General features: G+C 74.7%; 19 protein-coding genes. 14 read left to right on the forward strand and 5 right to left on the reverse strand.

Features of this window, described 5'->3' with window-relative positions:
• Nucleotides 1–11: 11 nt before the first annotated feature.
• From ASF50_RS04815 to ASF50_RS04825, 3 genes are read right to left on the reverse strand one after another with little or no spacing between them, the layout of a single operon-like run.
• On the reverse strand, nt 12–485 hold the full coding sequence (locus tag ASF50_RS04815; protein ID WP_056903649.1) for a hypothetical protein: 474 nt from the start codon (nt 483–485) through the stop codon (nt 12–14).
• Nucleotides 482–1,135, reverse strand: a complete 654-nt coding sequence (locus ASF50_RS04820) for an HAD family hydrolase (RefSeq protein WP_056903650.1) — start codon at nt 1,133–1,135, stop codon at nt 482–484. Before ASF50_RS04820 ends, ASF50_RS04815 begins: the two co-directional genes overlap by 4 nt.
• Nucleotides 1,136–1,137: 2 nt before the next feature.
• Complete coding sequence (locus ASF50_RS04825; RefSeq protein ID WP_056863803.1) at nt 1,138–2,427, reverse strand: citrate synthase; 1,290 nt, start codon at nt 2,425–2,427, stop codon at nt 1,138–1,140.
• A gap of 331 nt (nt 2,428–2,758) precedes the next feature.
• On the opposite strand from ASF50_RS04825, the gene rplM reads away from it, so the two are divergent.
• Genes rplM through glmM form a run of 3 tightly spaced genes read left to right on the forward strand, consistent with a single transcriptional unit; the run spans nt 2,759 to nt 5,126 of the window.
• Nucleotides 2,759–3,202, forward strand: coding sequence for a 50S ribosomal protein L13 (rplM, locus tag ASF50_RS04830; protein ID WP_056863804.1), 444 nt, complete (start codon nt 2,759–2,761; stop codon nt 3,200–3,202).
• A gap of 47 nt (nt 3,203–3,249) precedes the next feature.
• Nucleotides 3,250–3,750: a 30S ribosomal protein S9 gene (rpsI, locus tag ASF50_RS04835; protein ID WP_082500184.1), complete on the forward strand. Its 501-nt coding sequence runs from the start codon at nt 3,250–3,252 to the stop codon at nt 3,748–3,750.
• 11 nt (nt 3,751–3,761) lie between these two features.
• Nucleotides 3,762–5,126, forward strand: a complete 1,365-nt coding sequence (gene glmM, locus ASF50_RS04840) for a phosphoglucosamine mutase (RefSeq protein ID WP_228941722.1) — start codon at nt 3,762–3,764, stop codon at nt 5,124–5,126.
• Between the two features lie 4 nt (nt 5,127–5,130).
• Here the strand turns inward: glmM and coaA are convergent, their stop codons facing one another.
• A complete protein-coding gene (coaA, locus tag ASF50_RS04845) occupies nt 5,131–6,147 on the reverse strand; it encodes a type I pantothenate kinase (RefSeq protein ID WP_082500185.1) in 1,017 nt (338 codons plus the stop codon).
• Between the two features lie 68 nt (nt 6,148–6,215).
• Here coaA and glmS point away from each other — a divergent pair, with 68 nt between their 5' ends.
• The 10 genes from glmS to ASF50_RS04895 all read left to right on the forward strand — a co-directional run bounded on the left by glmS (nt 6,216) and on the right by ASF50_RS04895 (nt 17,352).
• A complete protein-coding gene (glmS, locus tag ASF50_RS04850; RefSeq protein WP_056903651.1) occupies nt 6,216–8,060 on the forward strand; it encodes a glutamine--fructose-6-phosphate transaminase (isomerizing) in 1,845 nt (614 codons plus the stop codon).
• Nucleotides 8,061–8,091: 31 nt separating this feature from the next.
• Complete coding sequence (locus ASF50_RS04855) at nt 8,092–8,445, forward strand: holo-ACP synthase (RefSeq protein WP_056863806.1); 354 nt, start codon at nt 8,092–8,094, stop codon at nt 8,443–8,445.
• Between the two features lie 109 nt (nt 8,446–8,554).
• Nucleotides 8,555–9,913, forward strand: a complete 1,359-nt coding sequence (locus tag ASF50_RS04860; RefSeq protein WP_056903652.1) for an aspartate aminotransferase family protein — start codon at nt 8,555–8,557, stop codon at nt 9,911–9,913.
• Between the two features lie 2 nt (nt 9,914–9,915).
• Nucleotides 9,916–11,427, forward strand: a complete 1,512-nt coding sequence (locus tag ASF50_RS04865) for a CoA-acylating methylmalonate-semialdehyde dehydrogenase (RefSeq protein WP_235557555.1) — start codon at nt 9,916–9,918, stop codon at nt 11,425–11,427.
• A gap of 58 nt (nt 11,428–11,485) precedes the next feature.
• On the forward strand, nt 11,486–12,877 hold the full coding sequence (locus tag ASF50_RS04870) for an NAD(P)H-hydrate epimerase (RefSeq protein ID WP_056903654.1): 1,392 nt from the start codon (nt 11,486–11,488) through the stop codon (nt 12,875–12,877).
• Between the two features lie 34 nt (nt 12,878–12,911).
• Nucleotides 12,912–14,120 (forward strand): alanine racemase, encoded by a 1,209-nt coding sequence (gene alr / locus ASF50_RS04875; protein ID WP_056904239.1) that lies wholly within the window; start codon nt 12,912–12,914, stop codon nt 14,118–14,120.
• Nucleotides 14,117–15,199, forward strand: coding sequence for an alpha/beta fold hydrolase (locus tag ASF50_RS04880; RefSeq protein WP_056903655.1), 1,083 nt, complete (start codon nt 14,117–14,119; stop codon nt 15,197–15,199). Before alr ends, ASF50_RS04880 begins: the two co-directional genes overlap by 4 nt.
• A complete protein-coding gene (tsaE, locus tag ASF50_RS04885; RefSeq protein WP_056863811.1) occupies nt 15,196–16,134 on the forward strand; it encodes a tRNA (adenosine(37)-N6)-threonylcarbamoyltransferase complex ATPase subunit type 1 TsaE in 939 nt (312 codons plus the stop codon). Before ASF50_RS04880 ends, tsaE begins: the two co-directional genes overlap by 4 nt.
• Nucleotides 16,135–16,172: 38 nt before the next feature.
• Nucleotides 16,173–16,820, forward strand: coding sequence for a tRNA (adenosine(37)-N6)-threonylcarbamoyltransferase complex dimerization subunit type 1 TsaB (tsaB, locus tag ASF50_RS04890; protein WP_056903656.1), 648 nt, complete (start codon nt 16,173–16,175; stop codon nt 16,818–16,820).
• Between the two features lie 7 nt (nt 16,821–16,827).
• Nucleotides 16,828–17,352, forward strand: a complete 525-nt coding sequence (locus tag ASF50_RS04895) for a GNAT family N-acetyltransferase (protein ID WP_235557556.1) — start codon at nt 16,828–16,830, stop codon at nt 17,350–17,352.
• On the opposite strand, the gene ASF50_RS04900 is transcribed toward ASF50_RS04895, so the two are convergent.
• Nucleotides 17,274–18,131 carry a GNAT family N-acetyltransferase gene (locus tag ASF50_RS04900; RefSeq protein WP_056903657.1) on the reverse strand — a complete coding sequence of 286 codons (858 nt, stop codon included), beginning with the start codon at nt 18,129–18,131 and terminating at the stop codon, nt 17,274–17,276. The two genes, ASF50_RS04895 and ASF50_RS04900, sit on opposite strands and share 79 nt — an antisense overlap.
• 50 nt (nt 18,132–18,181) lie before the next feature.
• On the opposite strand from ASF50_RS04900, the gene tsaD reads away from it, so the two are divergent.
• Nucleotides 18,182–19,246 (forward strand): tRNA (adenosine(37)-N6)-threonylcarbamoyltransferase complex transferase subunit TsaD, encoded by a 1,065-nt coding sequence (gene tsaD / locus ASF50_RS04905; RefSeq protein ID WP_056903658.1) that lies wholly within the window; start codon nt 18,182–18,184, stop codon nt 19,244–19,246.
• The last annotated feature ends 68 nt before the right edge of the window (nt 19,247–19,314 follow it).

Genomic DNA, 19,314 nt, shown 5'->3' on the forward strand with positions numbered 1-19,314 from the left:
GCGGGCCGCGCTCAGCGGTGCGCGCGCCACCGGACCTCGACCGGCCGCGCGGGCAGCACCGCGAGGGTGCCGGCCCAGCCGGGCGGCAGCGGCAGGGCGGTGGTCCAGGCCTCGTCGGCGCGCACGGAGGTCGGGTCACGGCGCAGGCCCTCGCCGGTGGCCTTGAGCACCGCCTCGGCGCGCGTCCACGCGGCGCGGTCGGCCAGCCCCGCCGGCGTCGGGCCGACACCGGGGTCGGGCTCCACGTCGACACCGAGCCGCAGCCCGGTGCCCTCCGCGCGGGCCAGCACCACGAGGCCCGCGGCGTACGCCAGGGACAGCGCGCCGCCGGCGGTGCGCGGACGGCCGTGGTCGGTGCCCGCGCAGCGCGGGCACAGCCGCGTGACCGGGCCGGCCAGCGACTCCGCCGCGGCGCGCAGCCCGGCCCGGTCGAGGCCGGGACGCCACAGGGCGTCGACGCGCACCAGCACCGCGGGCGCGCTCACGCCCGCAGCGGCAGGCCCAGGGCGCGCAGGTCGGCGCGCAGGGCGTCGGCGTCGGTGAAGACCAGCCCGTGCATGCCCAGCGCGCTCGCAGCCGCGACGTTGTCGGCGCGGTCGTCGACGAAGGCCAGGCGTGCGAGGGGCAGCCCGGCGCGCCGCTCCACGACGCGGTAGACGCGGGGGTCGGGCTTGGCCACGCCCTCGGTGCCCGACACCACGACGTCCTCGAGCAGGCCCAGCACGTCGAAGAGGCGCGGTGCGTGGGGGTAGAGCTCGTGGGACCAGTTCGTCAGCCCCCACATCGGCACCCCGGCGGCGTGCAGCTCGCGCAGCAGGTCGGCGGTGCCGGGCACCTCGCCGCGCAGCGAGGCCGCGAAGTGGCGCCGGTAGGAGCGGGCGTGCTCGGCCCAGTGCGGGTGCGAGGCGGCCACCGCGGCCTCGGCGTCGTCCCAGGACCCGCCGGCGTCGCAGCCGTGGTTCCACGCCATGAAGTCGAAGTCGTCGGCGGCCAGGAAGCGGGCGGCCTCCTCGGCGCCGACGCCGGCCGCGATCGCCGCGGAGGCGTCCCAGTCGACGATGACGTTGCCCAGGTCCCAGACGACCCCCGCCGGCGGGCCGGCGGGGGTCGTGGGTCGTGCGGGGGAGGGGGCCAAGGTCAGGCCCAGCGCTCCGAGGCGGGGACGAAGTCGAGGGTCCGGTCGCCGGTGTAGATCTGCTTGGGCCGGGCGATCTTCTGCTCCTTGTCCTGGACCAGCTCGAGCCACTGGGCCAGCCAGCCGGGGGTGCGGCCGATCGCGAACAGCACGGTGAACATCTCCGGGGGGAACTGGAAGGCCTCGTAGATCAGCCCCGAGTAGAAGTCGACGTTGGGGTAGAGCTTGCGCTTGATGAAGTACTCGTCCTCGAGCGCGATCTTCTCCAGCTCCTTGGCGATCTCGAGGAGCGGGTTGACCCCGGTGACCTCGAAGACGTCGTCGCAGGCCTTCTTGATGATCGTGGCGCGGGGGTCGAAGTTCTTGTAGACCCGGTGGCCGAAGCCCATCAGCCGCTCGTTGCCGTCCTTGACGCCCTGGATGAAGGCCGGGATGTTCTCCTTCGACCCGATGCGCTTGAGCATGCGCAGCACGGCCTCGTTGGCGCCGCCGTGCAGGGGGCCGTAGAGGGCGCCGACGCCCGCGGCGACCGCGGAGTAGGGGTCGACCTGCGAGGAGCCGACCGAGCGCACGGCGTTGGTCGAGCAGTTCTGCTCGTGGTCGGCGTGGAGGATGAAGAGCACGTCGAGAGCCTTGACCAGGCGCGGGTCGGCCTCGTACTTCGACTCGCTCATCTTGAAGAGCATGGAGAGGAAGTTGGCGGTGTAGCTGAGGTCGTTGTCGGGGTAGACGTAGGGCTTGCCCTGCGCGTGGCGGAACGACCAGGCGCCCAGCGTCGGCATCTTCGCGATCATGCGCACGATCTGCATGTGCCGGTTGTCGGCGTCGCTGATGTTGCGGGCGTCGGGGTAGAAGGTCGACAGCGCGCCCACCGAGGCCATGAGCATGCCCATCGGGTGGGCGTCGTAGCGGAAGCCCTGCATGAAGGTCTTCACGTTCTCGTGGACGAAGGTGTGGTAGGTGATCTCGTGCACCCACGCGTCGTACTCCGCCTTGGTCGGCAGGGCGCCGTGGATCAGGAGGTAGGCCACCTCGAGGAAGGACGACTTCTCCGCCAGCTGCTCGATGGGGTAGCCCCGGTACTCCAGGATGCCCTTCTCGCCGTCGATGTAGGTGACGGAGCTGCGGCAGGACGCCGTGTTGACGAAGCCCGGGTCGTAGACGGCCAGGCCGGGGGTGTCCTCGGCGGTCTTGATCTTCCCGAGGTCGGCGGCCTTGATGGTGCCGTCGAGGATCGGGACGTCGTACTCCTGTCCGGTGCGGTTGTCACGGACGGTCAGAGAATCAGTCACGCGTCTTAACGTATCCGTCGTCTCGCGACACGGGGAACCCGGTGTCCACGACCCGGGTCGCGAGGCCACCCCTGGGGGTGAGTGCCGGGCGCCACGCGGTGCCCGCCCGGGGCGTTTTGACCCCGTCGCCCGCGCACGCCTACCCTGAGTGGTCGCGACTCCTGCCGCGCCCCGTCACAGCCGTCCCCGGCTGCCGGCGAGGTGCAGTCCCGGAGGCCACCAGCCGGTCCCGACCGGCGGCGAGCCGGGCCGTGTTCGTCAGAAGCCGCAGCTCCACCCCCCGCCAGGCTCCACCTGGCGGTCCCCACGAACGAATGAGAGTAGATCAGCCGTGCGCACGTACAGCCCCAAGCCCGGTGACATCACCCGGGAGTGGCACGTCATCGACGCCACCGACATCGTCCTGGGCAAGCTCGCCGTGACTTCCGCGAACCTGCTCCGCGGCAAGCACAAGGCGATCTTCGCCCCGCACGTCGACACCGGTGACTTCGTCGTCGTCATCAACGCGGAGAAGGTGTCCCTGTCGGGCACCAAGAAGACCACCAAGATGGCCTACCGCCACTCCGGCTACCCGGGCGGCCTCTCGGCCACCCCGATCGGCGAGCTCCTCGAGAAGGACGCCCGCAAGGCGATCGAGAACGCCGTGTGGGGCATGCTCCCCAAGAACAAGCTCGGCCGTCAGATGCTGAAGAAGCTGAAGGTCTACAGCGGCCCGACCCACCCGCACGAGGCCCAGAAGGCCGTTCCGTTCGAGATCACCCAGATCTCCCAGTGAGCCGTGGCTCCTTCAACGTCCATGCAGAAAGCTGAGTGAGGATTACCGTGGCTGAGACCACCAACGAGGTCGAGGAGACCTTCGAGACCGACGAGCGCGGCGTTGCCTACAGCTCCGAGAGCGCCCCGTCGGCCGACGCCCCCGAGCGTCCCGCGACCATCGCCCCCGCCAACGCGACCGGCCGTCGCAAGGAGGCCGTCGCCCGCGTCCGCCTCGTGCCCGGCACCGGTGTGTGGACCGTCAACGGCCGCACGCTCGACTCGTACTTCCCGAACAAGCTGCACCAGCAGGTCGTGAACGAGCCGTTCGCCACCCTGCAGCTCGAGGGTCGCTTCGACGTCATCGCCCGCATCCACGGCGGCGGCATCACCGGCCAGGCCGGCGCCCTGCGCCTCGGTGTGGCCCGCGCCCTCAACGCCATCGACGTCGAGGCCAACCGCCCGACGCTGAAGAAGGCCGGCTTCCTGACCCGCGACGCGCGTGTCATCGAGCGCAAGAAGGCCGGTCTGAAGAAGGCGCGCAAGGCGCCCCAGTTCAGCAAGCGCTGATCCGCGCCGACGTGGTGGCTCCCACCGGGCCCCTCTTCGGCACCGACGGCGTCCGTGGCCTGGCCAACGGCGGTGTGCTCACCGCCGAGCTGGCCCTGGGCCTCGGAGCGGCCGCCGCCCGTGTCCTCGTCGACCATGGCGAGTTCACCGGGCGGCGGCCGCTCGCCGTCGTGGGCCGTGACACCCGCATCTCCGGGCAGTTCCTCGAGCACGCCGTCGTGGCGGGGCTGGCCTCGGCCGGCGTCGACGTGCTGCGCCTGCGCGTGCTGCCGACCCCCGGGGTCGCGTTCTTCACCGACTCCCTCGGCGCCGACCTCGGCGTCGTCATCAGCGCCTCGCACAACGCGATGCCCGACAACGGCATCAAGTTCCTCGCCCGCGGCGGGGTCAAGCTCGACGACGACCTCGAGCGCGAGATCGAGGCGCAGCTGGGCCGCACCTGGGAGCGCCCGACCGGCTCCGACGTCGGTCGCGTGCGTCCCTACGCGCCCACCGTGGAGGAGTACTCCGCCCACCTGGTGCGCACCCTCGACACGCCGCTGGCGGGCCTGCGCGTCGTGCTCGACTGCGCCCACGGCGCGGCCAGCGAGGTCGGGCCCCGCGCCCTGGCCGACGCCGGTGCCGACGTCGTGACCATCGGTGCCGAGCCCGACGGGCTGAACATCAACGACGGCTACGGCTCCACCCACCTCGACCGGCTGCGCCGCGCGGTCGTCGACGAGGGCGCCCACGCCGGCTTCGCCGTCGACGGCGACGCCGACCGGTGCCTGGCCGTCGACGCCACCGGCGCCGTGGTCGACGGCGACCAGGTCATGGCCGTGCTCGCCCTGGCGATGCAGGAGCGCGGCCGCCTGGTCGACGACACCCTGGTGGCGACCGTGATGAGCAACCTCGGCCTGGTGCGGGCCCTGCGCCCGGCCGGCATCACCGTGCGCCAGACCAAGGTCGGCGACCGCTACGTGCTCGAGGACATGCGCGCCGGCGGCTACTCCCTCGGTGGCGAGCAGTCGGGCCACGTGATCATGAGCGACCACGCCACCACCGGCGACGGCCTGCTGACCGCGCTGCACGTGTGCGAGCGCATGGTGAGCACCGGTCGCAGCCTGCGCGACCTCGCCTCGGTGATGACCCGCCTGCCGCAGGTGCTGGTCAACGTGCCCGAGGTCGACCGCGCGCGCTGCGACTCCGACCCCGAGGTGGCCGCGGCCGTGGCCGCGGAGTCGGCCGACCTGGGCGAGGAGGGCCGGGTGCTGCTGCGCCCCTCCGGCACCGAGCCGCTGGTGCGGGTCATGGTCGAGGCGCCCACCCCCGAGCGGGCCTCGGCCGTGGCCGAGCGCCTCGCCGACGTGGTGCGCCGCCGCCTCGCCCTGGCCTGAGCGGCTACAGCTTGCGCAGGCGCACGTAGCGCACCGAGTGGTCCTTGTCCTTGCGCAGCACGAGCGTGGCCCGCGAGCGGGTCGGCAGCACGTTCTGCACCAGGTTGGGTCCGTTGATGGCGTCCCAGATGCGCTCGGCCTCCGCGACGGCCTCCTCGTGGGTCAGCGCGGCGTACTTGGCGAAGTAGGACCCGGGGTCGCGGAAGGCGGTCTCGCGCAGCCGCAGGAAGCGCGAGACGTACCAGTCGCGGATCGTGGTCGTGCCGGCGTCGACGTAGACGCTGAAGTCGAAGAAGTCGCTCAGCGTCAGCCCCGTGCGTCCGTCCTCGCGGGTGCGGGCGGGCTGCAGCACGTTGAGCCCCTCGATGATGACGATGTCGGGGCGGCTGACGACGACCCGCTCCTCGGGCACCACGTCGTAGACCAGGTGGGAGTACGTCGGCGCCTCCACCTCCTCCTTGCCCGACTTGATGTCGACCACGAAGCGCAGCAGGGCGCGGCGGTCGTAGGACTCCGGGAAGCCCTTGCGCTGCAGCAGCCCGCGCCGCTCGAGCTCGGCGTTGGGGTAGAGGAAGCCGTCGGTGGTCACCAGCGCGACGTGGGGGTGCTCGGGCCAGTGGGCCAGCATCTGCTGCAGCACGCGCGCGGTCGTGGACTTGCCCACGGCCACCGACCCGGCCAGGCCGATCACGAACGGCGTGCGCGGCGGGGTGCGGCGGTGCAGGAAGCCCTCCTGCTCGCGGTGCAGGTCGCCCGCGGCGCCGACGTAGAGGCTGAGCAGGCGCGAGAGGGGGAGGTAGACGTCGCGGACCTCGTCGATGTCGAGGTTGTCGCCCAGGCCGCGCAGGCGCCGCACCTCCTCGGCGGTCAGCGGGCTCTCGGTCTCCTGGGCCAGCGCGGCCCAGGCGGAGCGGTCGAGCTCGATGTAGGGGGAGGTCTCCCGCCCGGTGTCCTCGTGACCGTGGTGGCCGCTGTGGGCGTGGTGCCCGTTGGACGACCGGGTCGCCCCCTGGTTCGGCATGGACCTCATCCTTGCAGCCGCCGCGCCCTGCACGATGGAGGGCCCGCCCCTCGATAGACTCTCGGCCCATGTGCGGGATCGTAGGATACATCGGAAGCAGGCCCGCCCAGGACGTGGTGGTCGAGGGGCTGCGTCGTCTGGAGTACCGGGGCTACGACTCCGCGGGCATCGCGCTGGTCGACGACGGGGCGCTGGCCACGCGCAAGCGCGCGGGCAAGCTGGCCAACCTGGAGAAGCTCGTGGCCGAGGAGCCGCTGCCCGCGGCGAGCCTCGGCATCGGGCACACCCGGTGGGCCACCCACGGCGCCCCCAACGACGTCAACGCCCACCCCCACGTCGGGGCGAGCCGTCGCGTGGCCCTGGTGCACAACGGCATCATCGAGAACTTCGCCGACCTGCGCGCCCGCCTCGAGGCCGACGACCACGTGCTGGTCTCCGAGACCGACACCGAGACCGTGGCCCACCTGCTGGAGCTGCAGGTGGAGTCGGGAGAGGACCTCACCACCGCGATGCAGCGCGTCTGCGCGATGCTCGACGGGGCCTTCACGCTCGTGGCGGTCGACGCCCACGACCCCGACCGGGTCGTCGCGGCGCGCCGCAACTCCCCGCTCGTCGTGGGCCTGGGGGAGGGGGAGAACTTCCTCGGCTCCGACGTGGCCGCCTTCATCGAGCACACCCGCGAGGCCCTCGAGCTCGGCCAGGACCAGGTGGTCACCCTGACCCGCGACGGCGTGGCCGTGACCGGCTTCGACGGCCGCCCCGCCGAGGCCACGCAGTTCCACGTCGACTGGGACCTCTCGGCGGCCGAGAAGGACGGCCACGACTGGTTCATGCGCAAGGAGATCTTCGAGCAGCCGCGCGCGGTGGCCGACTCGCTGCTGGGCCGTCGCACCCGCTCCGGCGCGCTCCAGCTCGACGAGATGCGCCTGTCGGACCAGGAGCTGCGCGACATCGACAAGATCATCATCATCGCCGCCGGCACGTCGTTCTACGCCGGCATGGTCGCCAAGTACGCCATCGAGCACTGGTGCCGGATCCCGGTCGAGGTCGAGCTGTCCTCGGAGTTCCGCTACCGCGACCCGATCCTCGACTACTCCACGCTCGTGGTGGCCATCAGCCAGTCCGGGGAGACCGCCGACACCCTCCAGGCGATCCGTCACGCGCGCTCGCAGCGCTCCAAGGTCCTGGCCATCTGCAACACCAACGGCTCGACGATCCCGCGCGAGTCCGACGCCGTCATCTACACCCACGCCGGACCCGAGATCGGGGTCGCCTCGACCAAGGGCTTCCTGACCCAGCTGGTGGCCTGCTACCTCCTCGCGCTCTACCTCGCGCAGGTCAAGGGCACCCGCTACGGCGACGAGATCACCCAGGTGATGGAGCAGCTCGAGGCCGTGCCCGACCAGATCGAGGCGGTCCTGGGGCGCTGCGAGCAGGTCTACGAGCTGGCCCGCACCCACGTCGGCACCCGGTCGGTGCTCTTTCTGGGCCGCCACGCCGGCTACCCCGTGGCGCTCGAGGGCGCGCTCAAGCTCAAGGAGCTGGCCTACCTCCACGCCGAGGGCTTCGCCGCCGGCGAGCTCAAGCACGGCCCCATCGCCCTGGTCGAGGAGGGCCTGCCGGTGCTGTGCGTCGTGCCCCCGCGCGGGCGCGACCAGCTGCACGGGAAGATGCTCTCGGGCATCCAGGAGGTGCGTGCCCGCGGCGCGGTCACGATCTGCCTGGCCGAGGAGGGCGACGCGACCATCACGCCCTACGCCGACGTGCTGATCCCGCTGCCGCGCGTGCCCGTGCTGCTGCAGCCGCTGGTGGCCGTCGTGCCGCTGCAGCTCTTCGCCTGCGAGCTGGCCTCGGCGATGGGCCACGACGTGGACCAGCCCCGCAACCTGGCCAAGTCGGTCACCGTCGAGTGAGCGGGCCGCGGGGTAGCGGGACGGCCACGACGTGGCGGTGATCGGCGTCGGCATCGACGTCTGCGACATCGAGCGCTTCGGGGCCTCGCTCACCCGCACCCCGGGGCTGCGCGAGCGGCTCTTCACCCCCGGTGAGGCCGGGCGCCCGCTGGCCTCGCTCGCGGCCCGCTTCGCCGCGAAGGAGGCGCTGGCCAAGGCCCTCGGCGCGCCCGTCGGCCTGGCCTGGCACGACGCGGAGGTGGTCTCGGAGTCCTCCGGACGCCCGCTGATGGAGATGCGCGGCTCCGTCCTGGCCCGCGCCCGGGACCTCGGCGTCGCCTCCGTGCACCTCTCGCTGTCCCACGACGCCGGCATCGCCTCCGCCGTCGTGGTGCTGGAGTCCTGAGCCGGGTCGTCGTCGCACGATGGCGTGATTCGTGGTTTGATCGCCCCGTGGCGACGATTGCCGTCGTCAGCGCGCCCATGACGCACGGATCCGTAGGAGATGAACCCCGATGACGACGCATCCGACGACGGATCCGACCACGGATCCGACCACGGTCGAGGGCGCCGGGCTCGACGCCCGGGCGCGCGAGCTCGACCGCGCCCACGTCTTCCACTCCTGGTCGGCCCAGGGGGCCCTGTCGCCGATGGTGGTGGCCGGCGGGCTGGGGTCGCGGGTGTGGGACCACGAGGGCCGCAGCTGGCTCGACTTCTCCTCCCAGCTGGTCAACGTCAACATCGGCCACCAGCACCCCAAGGTCGTGGCCGCGATCCAGGACCAGGCCGCGACCCTCGCGACGGTGGCCCCCTCGACGGCGGCGCTGGTGCGCGGCGAGGCGGCGCGCCGGATCACCGAGCGGGCGCCCGCAGGGCTCGACAAGGTCTTCTTCACCAACGGCGGTGCCGACGCCGTCGAGAACGCGATCCGGATGGCGCGCCTGCACACCGGACGCGACAAGGTCGTCTCGACCTACCGCTCCTACCACGGCAACACCGGCGCCGCGGTCGTCGCGACCGGCGACTGGAGGCGGGTGCCCAACGAGTTCGCCCGCGGGCACGTGCACGTCTTCGGGCCCTACCTCTACCGCAGCGAGTTCTGGGCCACCACGCCCGAGGAGGAGGGCGAGCGCGCGCTGCAGCACCTGCGTCGCGTCGTCGAGAGCGAGGGCCCCTCGGGGATCGCGGCGGTGCTCCTCGAGACGGTCCCCGGCACCGCCGGCGTGCTGGTGCCCCCGCCGGGCTACCTCGCCGGCGTGCGCGCGCTGTGCGACCGCCACGGGATCGTGATGATCCTCGACGAGGTGATGGCCGGCTTCGGGCGCACGGGCCAGTGGTTCGCCCTCGACGCCCACGACGTCGTGCCCGACCTCCTCACCTTCGCCAAGGGCGTCAACTCCGGCTACGTGCCGGTCGGCGGCGTCGTGATCGGCGAGGAGATCGCGGCCTCCTTCGACGAGCGCGTCTTCCCGGGCGGGCTGACCTACTCCGGCCACCCGCTGGCCGCGGCGTCCATCGTCGCCGCGCTCGACGCCATGGCCGAGGAGGGCATCGTCGACCACGCCCGCCGCATCGGCACCGACGTGCTCGGGCCCGGCCTCGCCGCGCTCGCCGAGCGCCACCGCGTGGTGGGCGAGGTGCGCGGCGTCGGCGTCTTCTGGGCCCTCGAGCTCGTCGCCGACCGCGCCACCCGCGAGCCGTTGGCCGCGGCGAGCATGGCCCGCGCCAAGTCCGAGCTGCTCGCCCGCGGTCTGCTGCCGCTCACCGCCGACAACCGCATCCACGTCGTGCCGCCCTGCGTCGTCACCGACGACGAGGTCGCCGAGGCCCTCGAGGCCTACGACGCCGTCCTGACCCTGCTCGACGAGGAGTGACCGTGACCCGGAACCCGACCGACCTGCCCGTGCTCGACCACTGGGTGGGCGGCGCCGCCTGGGCGGGGGAGTCGACCCGCACCCAGCCGGTCACCGACCCGGCCCTCGGCGTCGCGACCAAGCACGTGCGCCTCGGCTCGACCGCCGACGTCGACCACGCGGTCGAGGTGGCGCGCGCGGCGTACGAGACCTGGGGGGTGGCGTCGATGGCGGCGCGCCAGCAGGTGATGTTCCGCTTCCGCGAGCTCTTCACGGCCCGTCGCGAGGAGCTCGCCGAGATCCTCACCGGCGAGCACGGCAAGGTGCTCTCCGACGCCCTGGGCGAGATCGCCCGCGGCCTGGAGGTGGTGGAGTTCGCGTGCGGCATGCCGCAGCTGGTGAAGGGCGCCTACTCCGAGAACGTCTCCACCGGCGTCGACGTCTACTCGCTGCGCCAGCCGCTCGGCGTGGTGGGCGTCGTCAGCCCCTTCAACTTCCCGGCGATGGTGCCGCTGTGGTTCTTCCCGATCGCGATCGCGGCCGGCAACACCGTGGTGCTCAAGCCCAGCGAGAAGGACCCGAGCCCCGCGGTGTGGATGGCCGCGCTGATGCAGGAGGCCGGCCTGCCCGACGGCGTGCTCAACGTCGTGCACGGCGACAAGGAGGCCGTCGACGCGCTGCTCGACCACGACGACGTCGCGGCGGTCTCCTTCGTCGGGTCCACGCCGATCGCGCGCTACGTCTACGAGCGCGGCACCGCCGCCGGCAAGCGCGTGCAGGCCCTCGGCGGGGCCAAGAACCACATGCTGGTGCTGCCCGACGCCGACCTCGACCTGGTGGCCGACGCCGCGGTCAACGCCGGCTTCGGCTCCGCCGGGGAGCGCTGCATGGCCGTCTCGGTCGTCGTGGCGGTCGACTCCGTCGCCGACGCCCTGGTGGCCAAGGTGCGCGAGCGGATGGCCACCCTGCGCACCGGTGACGGCCGCCGTGCCTGCGACATGGGTCCGCTCATCACCCGCGAGCACCGCGACAAGGTCGCGGGCTACCTCGACGTGGCCGTCGCCGACGGCGCCGACGTGGTCGTCGACGGGCGCGGGGTCGAGGTCGACGGCGAGCCCGACGGCTTCTGGCTCGGCCCCTCCCTGGTCGACCGGGTGCCGACGACCTCGGCGGTCTACACCGACGAGATCTTCGGACCGGTGCTCTCGGTGGTGCGGGTCGAGGGCTACGAGGAGGGGGTCGCGCTCATCAACGCCTCGCCCTACGGCAACGGCACGGCGGTCTTCACCCACGACGGAGGCGCCGCGCGTCGCTTCCAGCGCGAGGTCGAGGTCGGCATGGTCGGGGTCAACGTGCCGATCCCGGTGCCGGTGGCCTACCACTCCTTCGGCGGCTGGAAGGCCTCGCTCTTCGGCGACACCAAGGCCTACGGCACCCACGGCGTGGACTTCTACACCCGCGAGAAGACCGTCACCAGCCGCTGGCTCGACCCCAGCCACGGCGGGGTCGACCTGGGCTTCCCCCGCAACTCCTGACCGCGACGCCCGACCGCGACTCCCGTCCCGCGTGGCACGGCGTGGCTAGGGTCGGGCCATGAGGAGCGCCCACACCGTCGAGCAGGTCCGTGCCGCCGAGGCGGCCCTCGTGGCGCGGCTGCCCGAGGGCGCGCTGATGCAGCGGGCGGCGACCGGCCTGGCCCACGCGGTGGCGAGGCTGCTCGGTGCGTCGTACGGCGCACGGGTGCTGCTGCTCGTGGGCTCGGGCGACAACGGCGGCGACGCCCTGTGGGCCGGCGCCCACCTCGCCCGTCGCGGCTGCGGGGTCCACGCGCTGCTGCTCTCCGAGCGTGTGCACGCCCAGGGCCTCGCCGCGCTGCGGGCCGCCGGGGGACGCGTGGTGGACGGCGTGGCCCCCCTGGCCGGTGCGGACTACGACGTGGTGCTCGACGGCGTGGTCGGCATCGGCGGTCGACCCGGCCTGCGCCCCGAGGCGGTGGCCGCCCTCGAGGCCGTGCGCGGGGTGCCCGTGGTGGCGGTCGACACGCCCTCGGGCGTCGACGTCGACACCGGCGAGCTCGACGGCGCCCACGTGCGCGCCGACCTCACCGTCACCTTCGGCACGCTCAAGGCGGCGCACCTCGTCGACCCGGCCGCGGCCGCCTGCGGACCGGTGCACCTGGTCGACCTCGGCCTCGACCTGCCCCCCGCCGACCTCGAGGCCCTCCAGCCGGCCGACGTCGCCGCGCTGCTGCCGCGCCCGGCGCCCGACGCCCAGAAGTACACCCGCGGCGTCGTCGGCGTGCGGGCCGGCTCGGCGACCTATCCCGGCGCGGCCCTGCTGTCGATCGCGGGCGCGGCCACCGGCCTGGTCGGCATGGTGCGCCACGTGGGCGACAGCGCCGTCACCGACCGGGTGCGCGAGGCCCACCCCGAGGTCGTCGGGCCCGGCCGGGTGCAGGCGTGGGTGGTCGGCTCCGGGGGCGGGGAGGCCGCCGGCGAGGAGCTGCGCGCGGCGCTCGCCGACGGGGTGCCCGTGGTCGTCGACGCCGACGCCCTGGCCCACGTCGAGGGCCCGCTCGGCGTGCCGGCGGTGCTCACTCCCCACGCCGGGGAGCTGGCGGCGATGCTGGGGGAGGAGCGCGCCGCGATCGAGGCCCGCCCGCTGCACTTCGCCCGCCACGCGGCGGCGGCGTACGACGCGGTGGTGCTGCTCAAGGGCCGCCACACGCTCGTCGCCACCCCCGCCGGACGGGTGCGCTCGACCACCACCGGCACGCCGTGGCTGGCCACGGCGGGCGCCGGCGACGTGCTGGGCGGGCTCGTGGGCGCCCTGCTGGCGGCCGGCCTCGACCCCTTCGACGCCGCCTCGGTCGGGTCGTGGGTGCACGGCGCCGCCGCCACCGTGGCCGCCGACGGCGGGCCGCTGGTCGCCCTCGACGTCGCCCGGGCGGTGCCGGGCGTCGTCCGCGCGTGCCTCGCCGGGTGAGGCGTCGGCGCGCGGTGGTGGGAGAATGGCCGCGATGACCCCGTCGCCCTCCGCCGCGCCCGAGCCCGGGCCCCCGCACCCCGAGATCGTCGTCGACCTGGCGGCGGTCCGGCACAACGTGGGCGTGCTGCGCACGCAGGTGGCGCCCGCGGCGCTCATGGTGGTGGTCAAGGCCGACGGCTACGGCCACGGCATGCTCGAGGTCGCCCGGGCGGCCCGTGGGGCCGGCGCCGACTGGCTCGGCGTGGCCACGCTGGAGGAGGCGGCCGCGCTGCGCGCCGCCGGTGACCGGGGCCGGCTGCTCACGTGGCTCACCGTGCCCGCCGACGACCACGCGGGCGCCGTCGCCGCCGACGTCGACGTCACCGTCTACGACCTCGACCAGCTCGCCGCTGTGTCGGCCGCGGTGTCGCGGGCGGGCCGTCCGGCGCGGCTCCAGCTCAAGGTCGACACCGGCCTGTCGCGCGGCGGCTCCACCGCCGCCGCCTGGCCCGCGCTGGTCGCCGCCGCCCGGGCCGGCGAGCGCGACGGGTCGTGGCGCGTCACCGGCCTGTGGTCGCACCTCGCGTGCAGCGACGAGCCCGACCACCCCGCCAACGCCGCCCAGGAGGCCGCCTTCCGCGAGGCGGTCGCGCTCGCCGAGGCCGCCGGGCTGCGCCCCGAGGTGCGGCACCTGGCCAACTCCGCCGGCGCCCTGCTGCGCCCCTCGGCCCGCTTCGACCTCGTGCGCTGCGGCCTGGCCGCCTACGGCCTCGACCCCGCCCCCGGGCACACCCCCGACCTCGGGCTGCGCCCGGCGATGACCGTGCGCTCCCCGCTCGCCCTGGTCAAGCAGGTCCCGGCCGGTGCCGGGGTCTCCTACGGCCACCGCTGGGTCGCCCCCGCCGCCACGACCCTCGGCCTGGTGCCGGTGGGCTACGGCGACGGGGTCCCGCGCCACGCCTCCGACCGGGCCGAGGTCGCCGTGGCCGGCCACCGGGTGCCCGTGCGCGGCACCGTCTGCATGGACCAGCTGGTCGTCGACCTCGGCGCGCCCGGTGCCCGGGCCGGCGACGAGGCCGTGCTGATCGGCCCGGCGCCGGCGCCCAGCGCGCAGGACTGGGCCGAGGCGTGCGGCACGATCAGCTACGAGATCGTCACCCGCCTCGGCGGGCGGCTGCACCGGCGCCACACCGGGGCCGTGCCCGAGGCCGACCCGGCCCCGACCGTCGTACCCGTCCTCGAGCCGCAGGAGACCGCATGAGCGCCCGCAGCCGCATCTGGCAGCTGGCGGCCGGGGCCGCCGGCGCGGCGGCGGCCGGCACCGCCGCCGTCAGCGTCGCCCGCTACCGCCGGGTCATGGCCCGCCACGGCGCCGGCGACACCGTGCGCTTCGGCTCGCTGCGCTCCCCGGCGCGCACGGTGGTCGCCGACGACGGCGTGCCGCTGCACGTCGAGGTCGACGAGTACGCCGCGCCGCGCGGCCAGCTCGGCCGCGGGCCGGGCGAGCCGCCGCTGACCGTCGTGTTCTGCCACGGCTACGCGCTCAACCTCGACTGCTGGCACTTCCAGCGCGCGGGCTACCGCGGCCTGGTGCGCAGCGTCTACTACGACCAGCGCTCCCACGGCCGCTCCGGCCGCTCCCCGCGCGGCAACGCCACCATCGACCAGCTGGGCCGCGACCTGCGCCAGGTGCTCGACGAGGTCGTGCCCGAGGGCCCGGTGGTGCTCGTGGGCCACTCCATGGGCGGCATGTCGATCATCGCGCTGGTCGAGCAGTTCCCCGAGCTGGTCGGCGACCGCGTGGTCGGCGTCGGGCTCATCGCCACGACCGCGGGCGGGCTCGACCCCAGCCGGCTGCTGCTGCCGCTGGTGCCGACCCCGCTCGGCAGCCGGGTGACCGGCTCGGCGGTCAAGACCCTGGCCCGCGGGCACCACCTGGTCGACCTCGCGCGTCGTCTCGGGCGCAGCTTCGCGACGGTGGCCACCGACGTCTTCGCCTTCGGCGACGACGTGCCGGCCTCCTACATCAGCTTCGTCGACGACATGCTCAGCGCGACGCCCTTCGCGGTGGTCGCGGAGTTCTTCCCGAGCTTCAAGGGCCTCGACAAGTTCGACAGCGTGGAGGTGCTCGAGCAGGTGCCGGTCTCGATCGTGTGCGGCACGGCCGACAAGCTCACCTCGGTCGGCCACAGCCGCAAGCTGCACGAGCGCATCGAGGGCTCGCGGCTGCTGGAGTGCGAGGGGGCGGGCCACATGGTGATGATGGAGCGCCACGACCACGTCAACGCCGAGATCGACCAGCTCGTGGCCGCCGCGACCGAGCAGGTGTCGCGCCGATGACGCTCACCGTGCGCCAGGTCGGCCCGGAGCACGCCCGCGAGGTGCTCGAGGTGGTGCGGGCGGCGTTCTCCGCGCGCCCCCCTCTCGACCCGCCGGCCGACGCGCTCGGGGAGAGCGTCGAGACCATCGCCGAGAGGCTCAGCCGCGTCGGCGCCGGCGGCGGGGGCCTGCTGGCCTGCCTCGACGGCGAGCCCGTCGGTGCCGTCGTGCTCGACCCGGTCGGCAGCACGACCTACCTGCGCCGCTTCGCCGTCAGCCCCGACCACCAGGGCCACGGCATCGCCGGGGCGCTCATCGAGGCCGCGGTGGAGGCGGTCGAGGCCTCCGGCACGGGCACCGACGACCTCACCGTCGTCGCGCGCGAGGAGCTGCCCCGCACGGTGCGCTTCTGGGAGCGCCAGGGCTTCAAGGAGATCCTGCGCTACTCCCCGCACGTCGAGATGCGCCGGCCCCTGCGTACGGCGGTCTGGGCCGCGCCGACCGCGGAGGCCATGCGCGGGATCGGCCGCTCGCTGGCCGGCCAGCTCACGCGGGGCGACCTCATCGTGCTCACCGGAGAGCTGGGGGCCGGCAAGACGACCTTCACCCAGGGCCTCGGGGCGGGGCTGGGCGTGCGCGGCGGGGTGACCTCGCCGACCTTCGTCATCGCCCGCGTGCACCCCTCGGAGGTGGGCGGTCCGCAGCTGGTGCACGTCGACGCCTACCGCCTGGGCGGCCTGGACGAGCTCGACGACCTCGACCTCGACACCTCGCTGTCCGACGCGGTGACGGTGGTGGAGTGGGGCGCGGGGCTGGCCGAGGGCCTCAGCGAGTCGCGCCTGGAGATCAACATCGTGCGCGACCTCGACCCCGAGGGCAGCGAGGACCCGCGCCGGGTGGAGATCACGCCGGTCGGCCCGCGCTGGCACGCCCTGTCCTTCCGCGCCCTCGGCTGATCCCGGGTCGGTCCGCGGGCTGGGCTAGCCTCGGGCGCGTGCTGCTGACCTTCGACACCTCCTCGCCCCAGGTCTGCGTGGCCCTCCACGACGGCGACGACGTCGTGGTCGACCTGGTCTCCGATCGCACCATGAAGCACGGCGAGCAGCTGGCCCCGCTCATCGAGCGGGCCCTGGTCCAGGCCGGCATCGTGCGCCAGGACCTCACCGCGATCGGGGTCGGCGCCGGCCCCGGGCCCTTCACCGGGCTGCGGGTCGGCCTGGTCACCGCGCGCACGCTCGGCTTCGTGCTGGAGCTCCCGGTCTACGGCGCCTGCTCCCTCGACGTGCTGGCCGTCGAGGCCGCCGACACCCTCGGCGAGCGGCTGGCCGGCGGCTTCGTCGTGGCCACCGACGCCCGGCGCAAGGAGGTCTACCTCGCCTCCTACGACGCAGGCGGCGCCCGCCTCGAGGGCCCGGTCGTCGACAAGCCGGCCGTGCTGGCCACCGACCGCCCCGTCGTGGGGGAGGGCGGCGCGCTCTATCCCGAGGCCTTCCCCGCCGCGCTCGGGCCGCAGCGCCCCGGCGCGGGCTGGCTGGCCCGCGCCATCGCGGAGGAGCGGGTCGAGCTGCTCGACCCCGAGCCGCTCTACCTGCGCCGCCCCGACGCGGTGGCGCGCGCGGTGCCGGCCGCCGCCGCCCCGTGACGGGCCCGTGAGCGGCGCGCTCGTGCGCCGCGCGACCCTCGCCGACCTCGACGCGGTGGTCGGCCTCGAGCGCGAGGGGCTCGGCGACGACGCCTGGAGCGAGGCGCTGGTCGGCGCGGGCCTCGCCGGCCACCTGCCCACCGTCGTCTACCTCGTGGCGCAGGACGGCTCCGAGGTGGTGGGCCACGCCGTGGTCAGCCTGCCGCTGCCGGCGACGGCCGCCGCCGACCCGGACCCCGACCCGGGCCCCGATCCCGCCGAGCTCCAGCGGATCGCGGTGGCCGCCGACCGGCGCCGCGGCGGGCTGGCCAGCGCCCTGCTGGAGGCCGTGGCGGCGCTGGCCCGCGAGGCCGGCGCCGAGCGGCTCCTGCTCGAGGTGCGCGAGGACAACGCCGGCGCCCGGGCCCTCTACGCCGCCCGCGGCTTCGGCGAGATCGCGCGCCGGTCGCGCTACTACCGCGACGGCACCGCCGCGGTCGTGCTCGAGCGTGCCCTCGTGGGGCCCGAGACGAAGGTGTGGACCGTCTCGTAGCCCAGCGAGGCGTAGACGGCCAGCGCCGGGGCGTTGTCGGTGTAGACGCCCAGCGTGACCACGTCGGCCAGGGCGAGGCCCGCGCGGGTCAGCGACGTCGACACCGCCCGGCCCAGCCCGCGGCCGCGCTCCCCGGGCAGCACCGCCACCCCGCGCAGGTGCCCGCTGCCGTCGGGCTGGGCGGCCAGGGCACCGACCGCCACCAGCGGGTGGCCCGGCCCGGGGCGGCGTACGCCGTGCCAGGTGAGGACGCCCGGGGTGTCGGAGCGGGCGAAGGACCCGGGGTTGGCGGCGTCGAGCACGGCGTCGACCTCCTCGGGGTGCGCGAGGCCGAGGTCGACCACCTCCGGGGTCGGCGCGAGCGGCACGTCGCCGCGCCGGGCCCGCATCCAGTGCCACGTCCACGGGTCGACCTGGCGCCACGGCGCCGGCACGACGTGGGCCGAGCGGGCCTCGACGCTGAGCCGCCCGGGCGTGGGCGACGTGGCGGCGGCCAGCGTCAGCACGGGGCCGAGCAGGGCCGGGGGGCCCACCGCGGTCACGACGTCGACGGGCCCACCGGGTCGACCGCCCGGCCCCCACCACGCGGCCGCGGTCGGCCCGGCGAGCCACGCCCGCCGCACCCCCGCGCGCGGCACCTGGTGGTGCAGCAGCGCCGCGCCGCACCCGGCGTAGAGCTCCTCGACCGACACCTCCCGCGCCGGCTCGCCCGTCGGCCCCTCCCCGACGCCGCCGTCCACCCCGACCCCGACCCCGACCTCGACCCCCTCGTCACGCACCCCGCCATGCTGGCACGCGACCCCCGGCGCTCGACGGGCACAATGGGCGCGTGGAGCACACCGACGGACCCCTGGTGCTGGGCATCGAGACCTCCTGCGACGAGACCGGCATCGGCATCGTGCGCGGGCGCACCCTGCTCGCCGACGCGGTGGCCAGCAGCGTCGAGGAGCACGCGCGCTTCGGCGGCGTCGTGCCCGAGGTCGCGAGCCGGGCCCACCTCGAGGCCATGGTCCCGACCATCGAGCGGGCCTGCGAGACCGCAGGGGTCGCCCTATACGAGGTCGACGCGATCTCGGTGACCCACGGGCCGGGCCTCGCCGGCGCCCTGCTGGTCGGGGTGGCCGCGGCCAAGGCCCTCGCGCTCGGCCTCGGCAAGCCGCTCTACGGCGTCAACCACCTGGCCTCCCACGTGGCCGTCGACCAGCTCGAGCACGGCGCGCTGCCCGAGCCCTGCGTGGCGATGCTGGTGAGCGGGGGCCACTCCAGCCTGCTGCGGGTGGCCGACGTGACCGGCCACGACGACGGCATCGTCTCGATGGGCTCGACGATCGACGACGCCGCGGGGGAGGCCTTCGACAAGGTCGCCCGGCTGCTGGGCCTGCCCTTCCCCGGGGGTCCCCACGTCGACCGGGTCGCCCGCGAGGGAGACAGCGTGGCCATCGACTTCCCCCGCGGCCTCACCGCCCGCAAGGACCTCGAGCGGCACCGCTTCGACTTCTCCTTCTCCGGGCTCAAGACCGCGGTGGCGCGGTGGGTCGAGACCCGGGAGCGCTCGGGGGAGCCGGTGCCGGTGGCCGACGTGGCGGCGTCCTTCCAGGAGGCGGTGTGCGACGTGCTGGTGCGCAAGGCGCTCGACGCGGCGGCCAGCGAGGGCATCGACGACCTGCTCATCGGCGGCGGGGTCGCGGCCAACTCCCGGCTGCGGGCGCTGGCGGAGTCGCGCGCCGAGACCCTGGGCATCCGGGTGCGGGTGCCGCGGCCCGGCTTGTGCACCGACAACGGCGCGATGGTGGCGGCCCTCGGCGCCGAGATGGTCGCCCGCGGCCGCACGCCCTCCTCCCTCGACCTGCCCGCCGACTCCTCGCTGCCCGTCACCGACGTCCTCGCCGGCTGAGCGTCCGGGGCACCGCCTAGGCTCGGGGCCACCGGCGCCGCTTGGCGCCATCCCCGACCGGAGGAGAA

This window comes from Nocardioides sp. Leaf307, from assembly GCF_001423135.1.
Lineage (GTDB): Bacteria > Actinomycetota > Actinomycetes > Propionibacteriales > Nocardioidaceae > Nocardioides > Nocardioides kribbensis.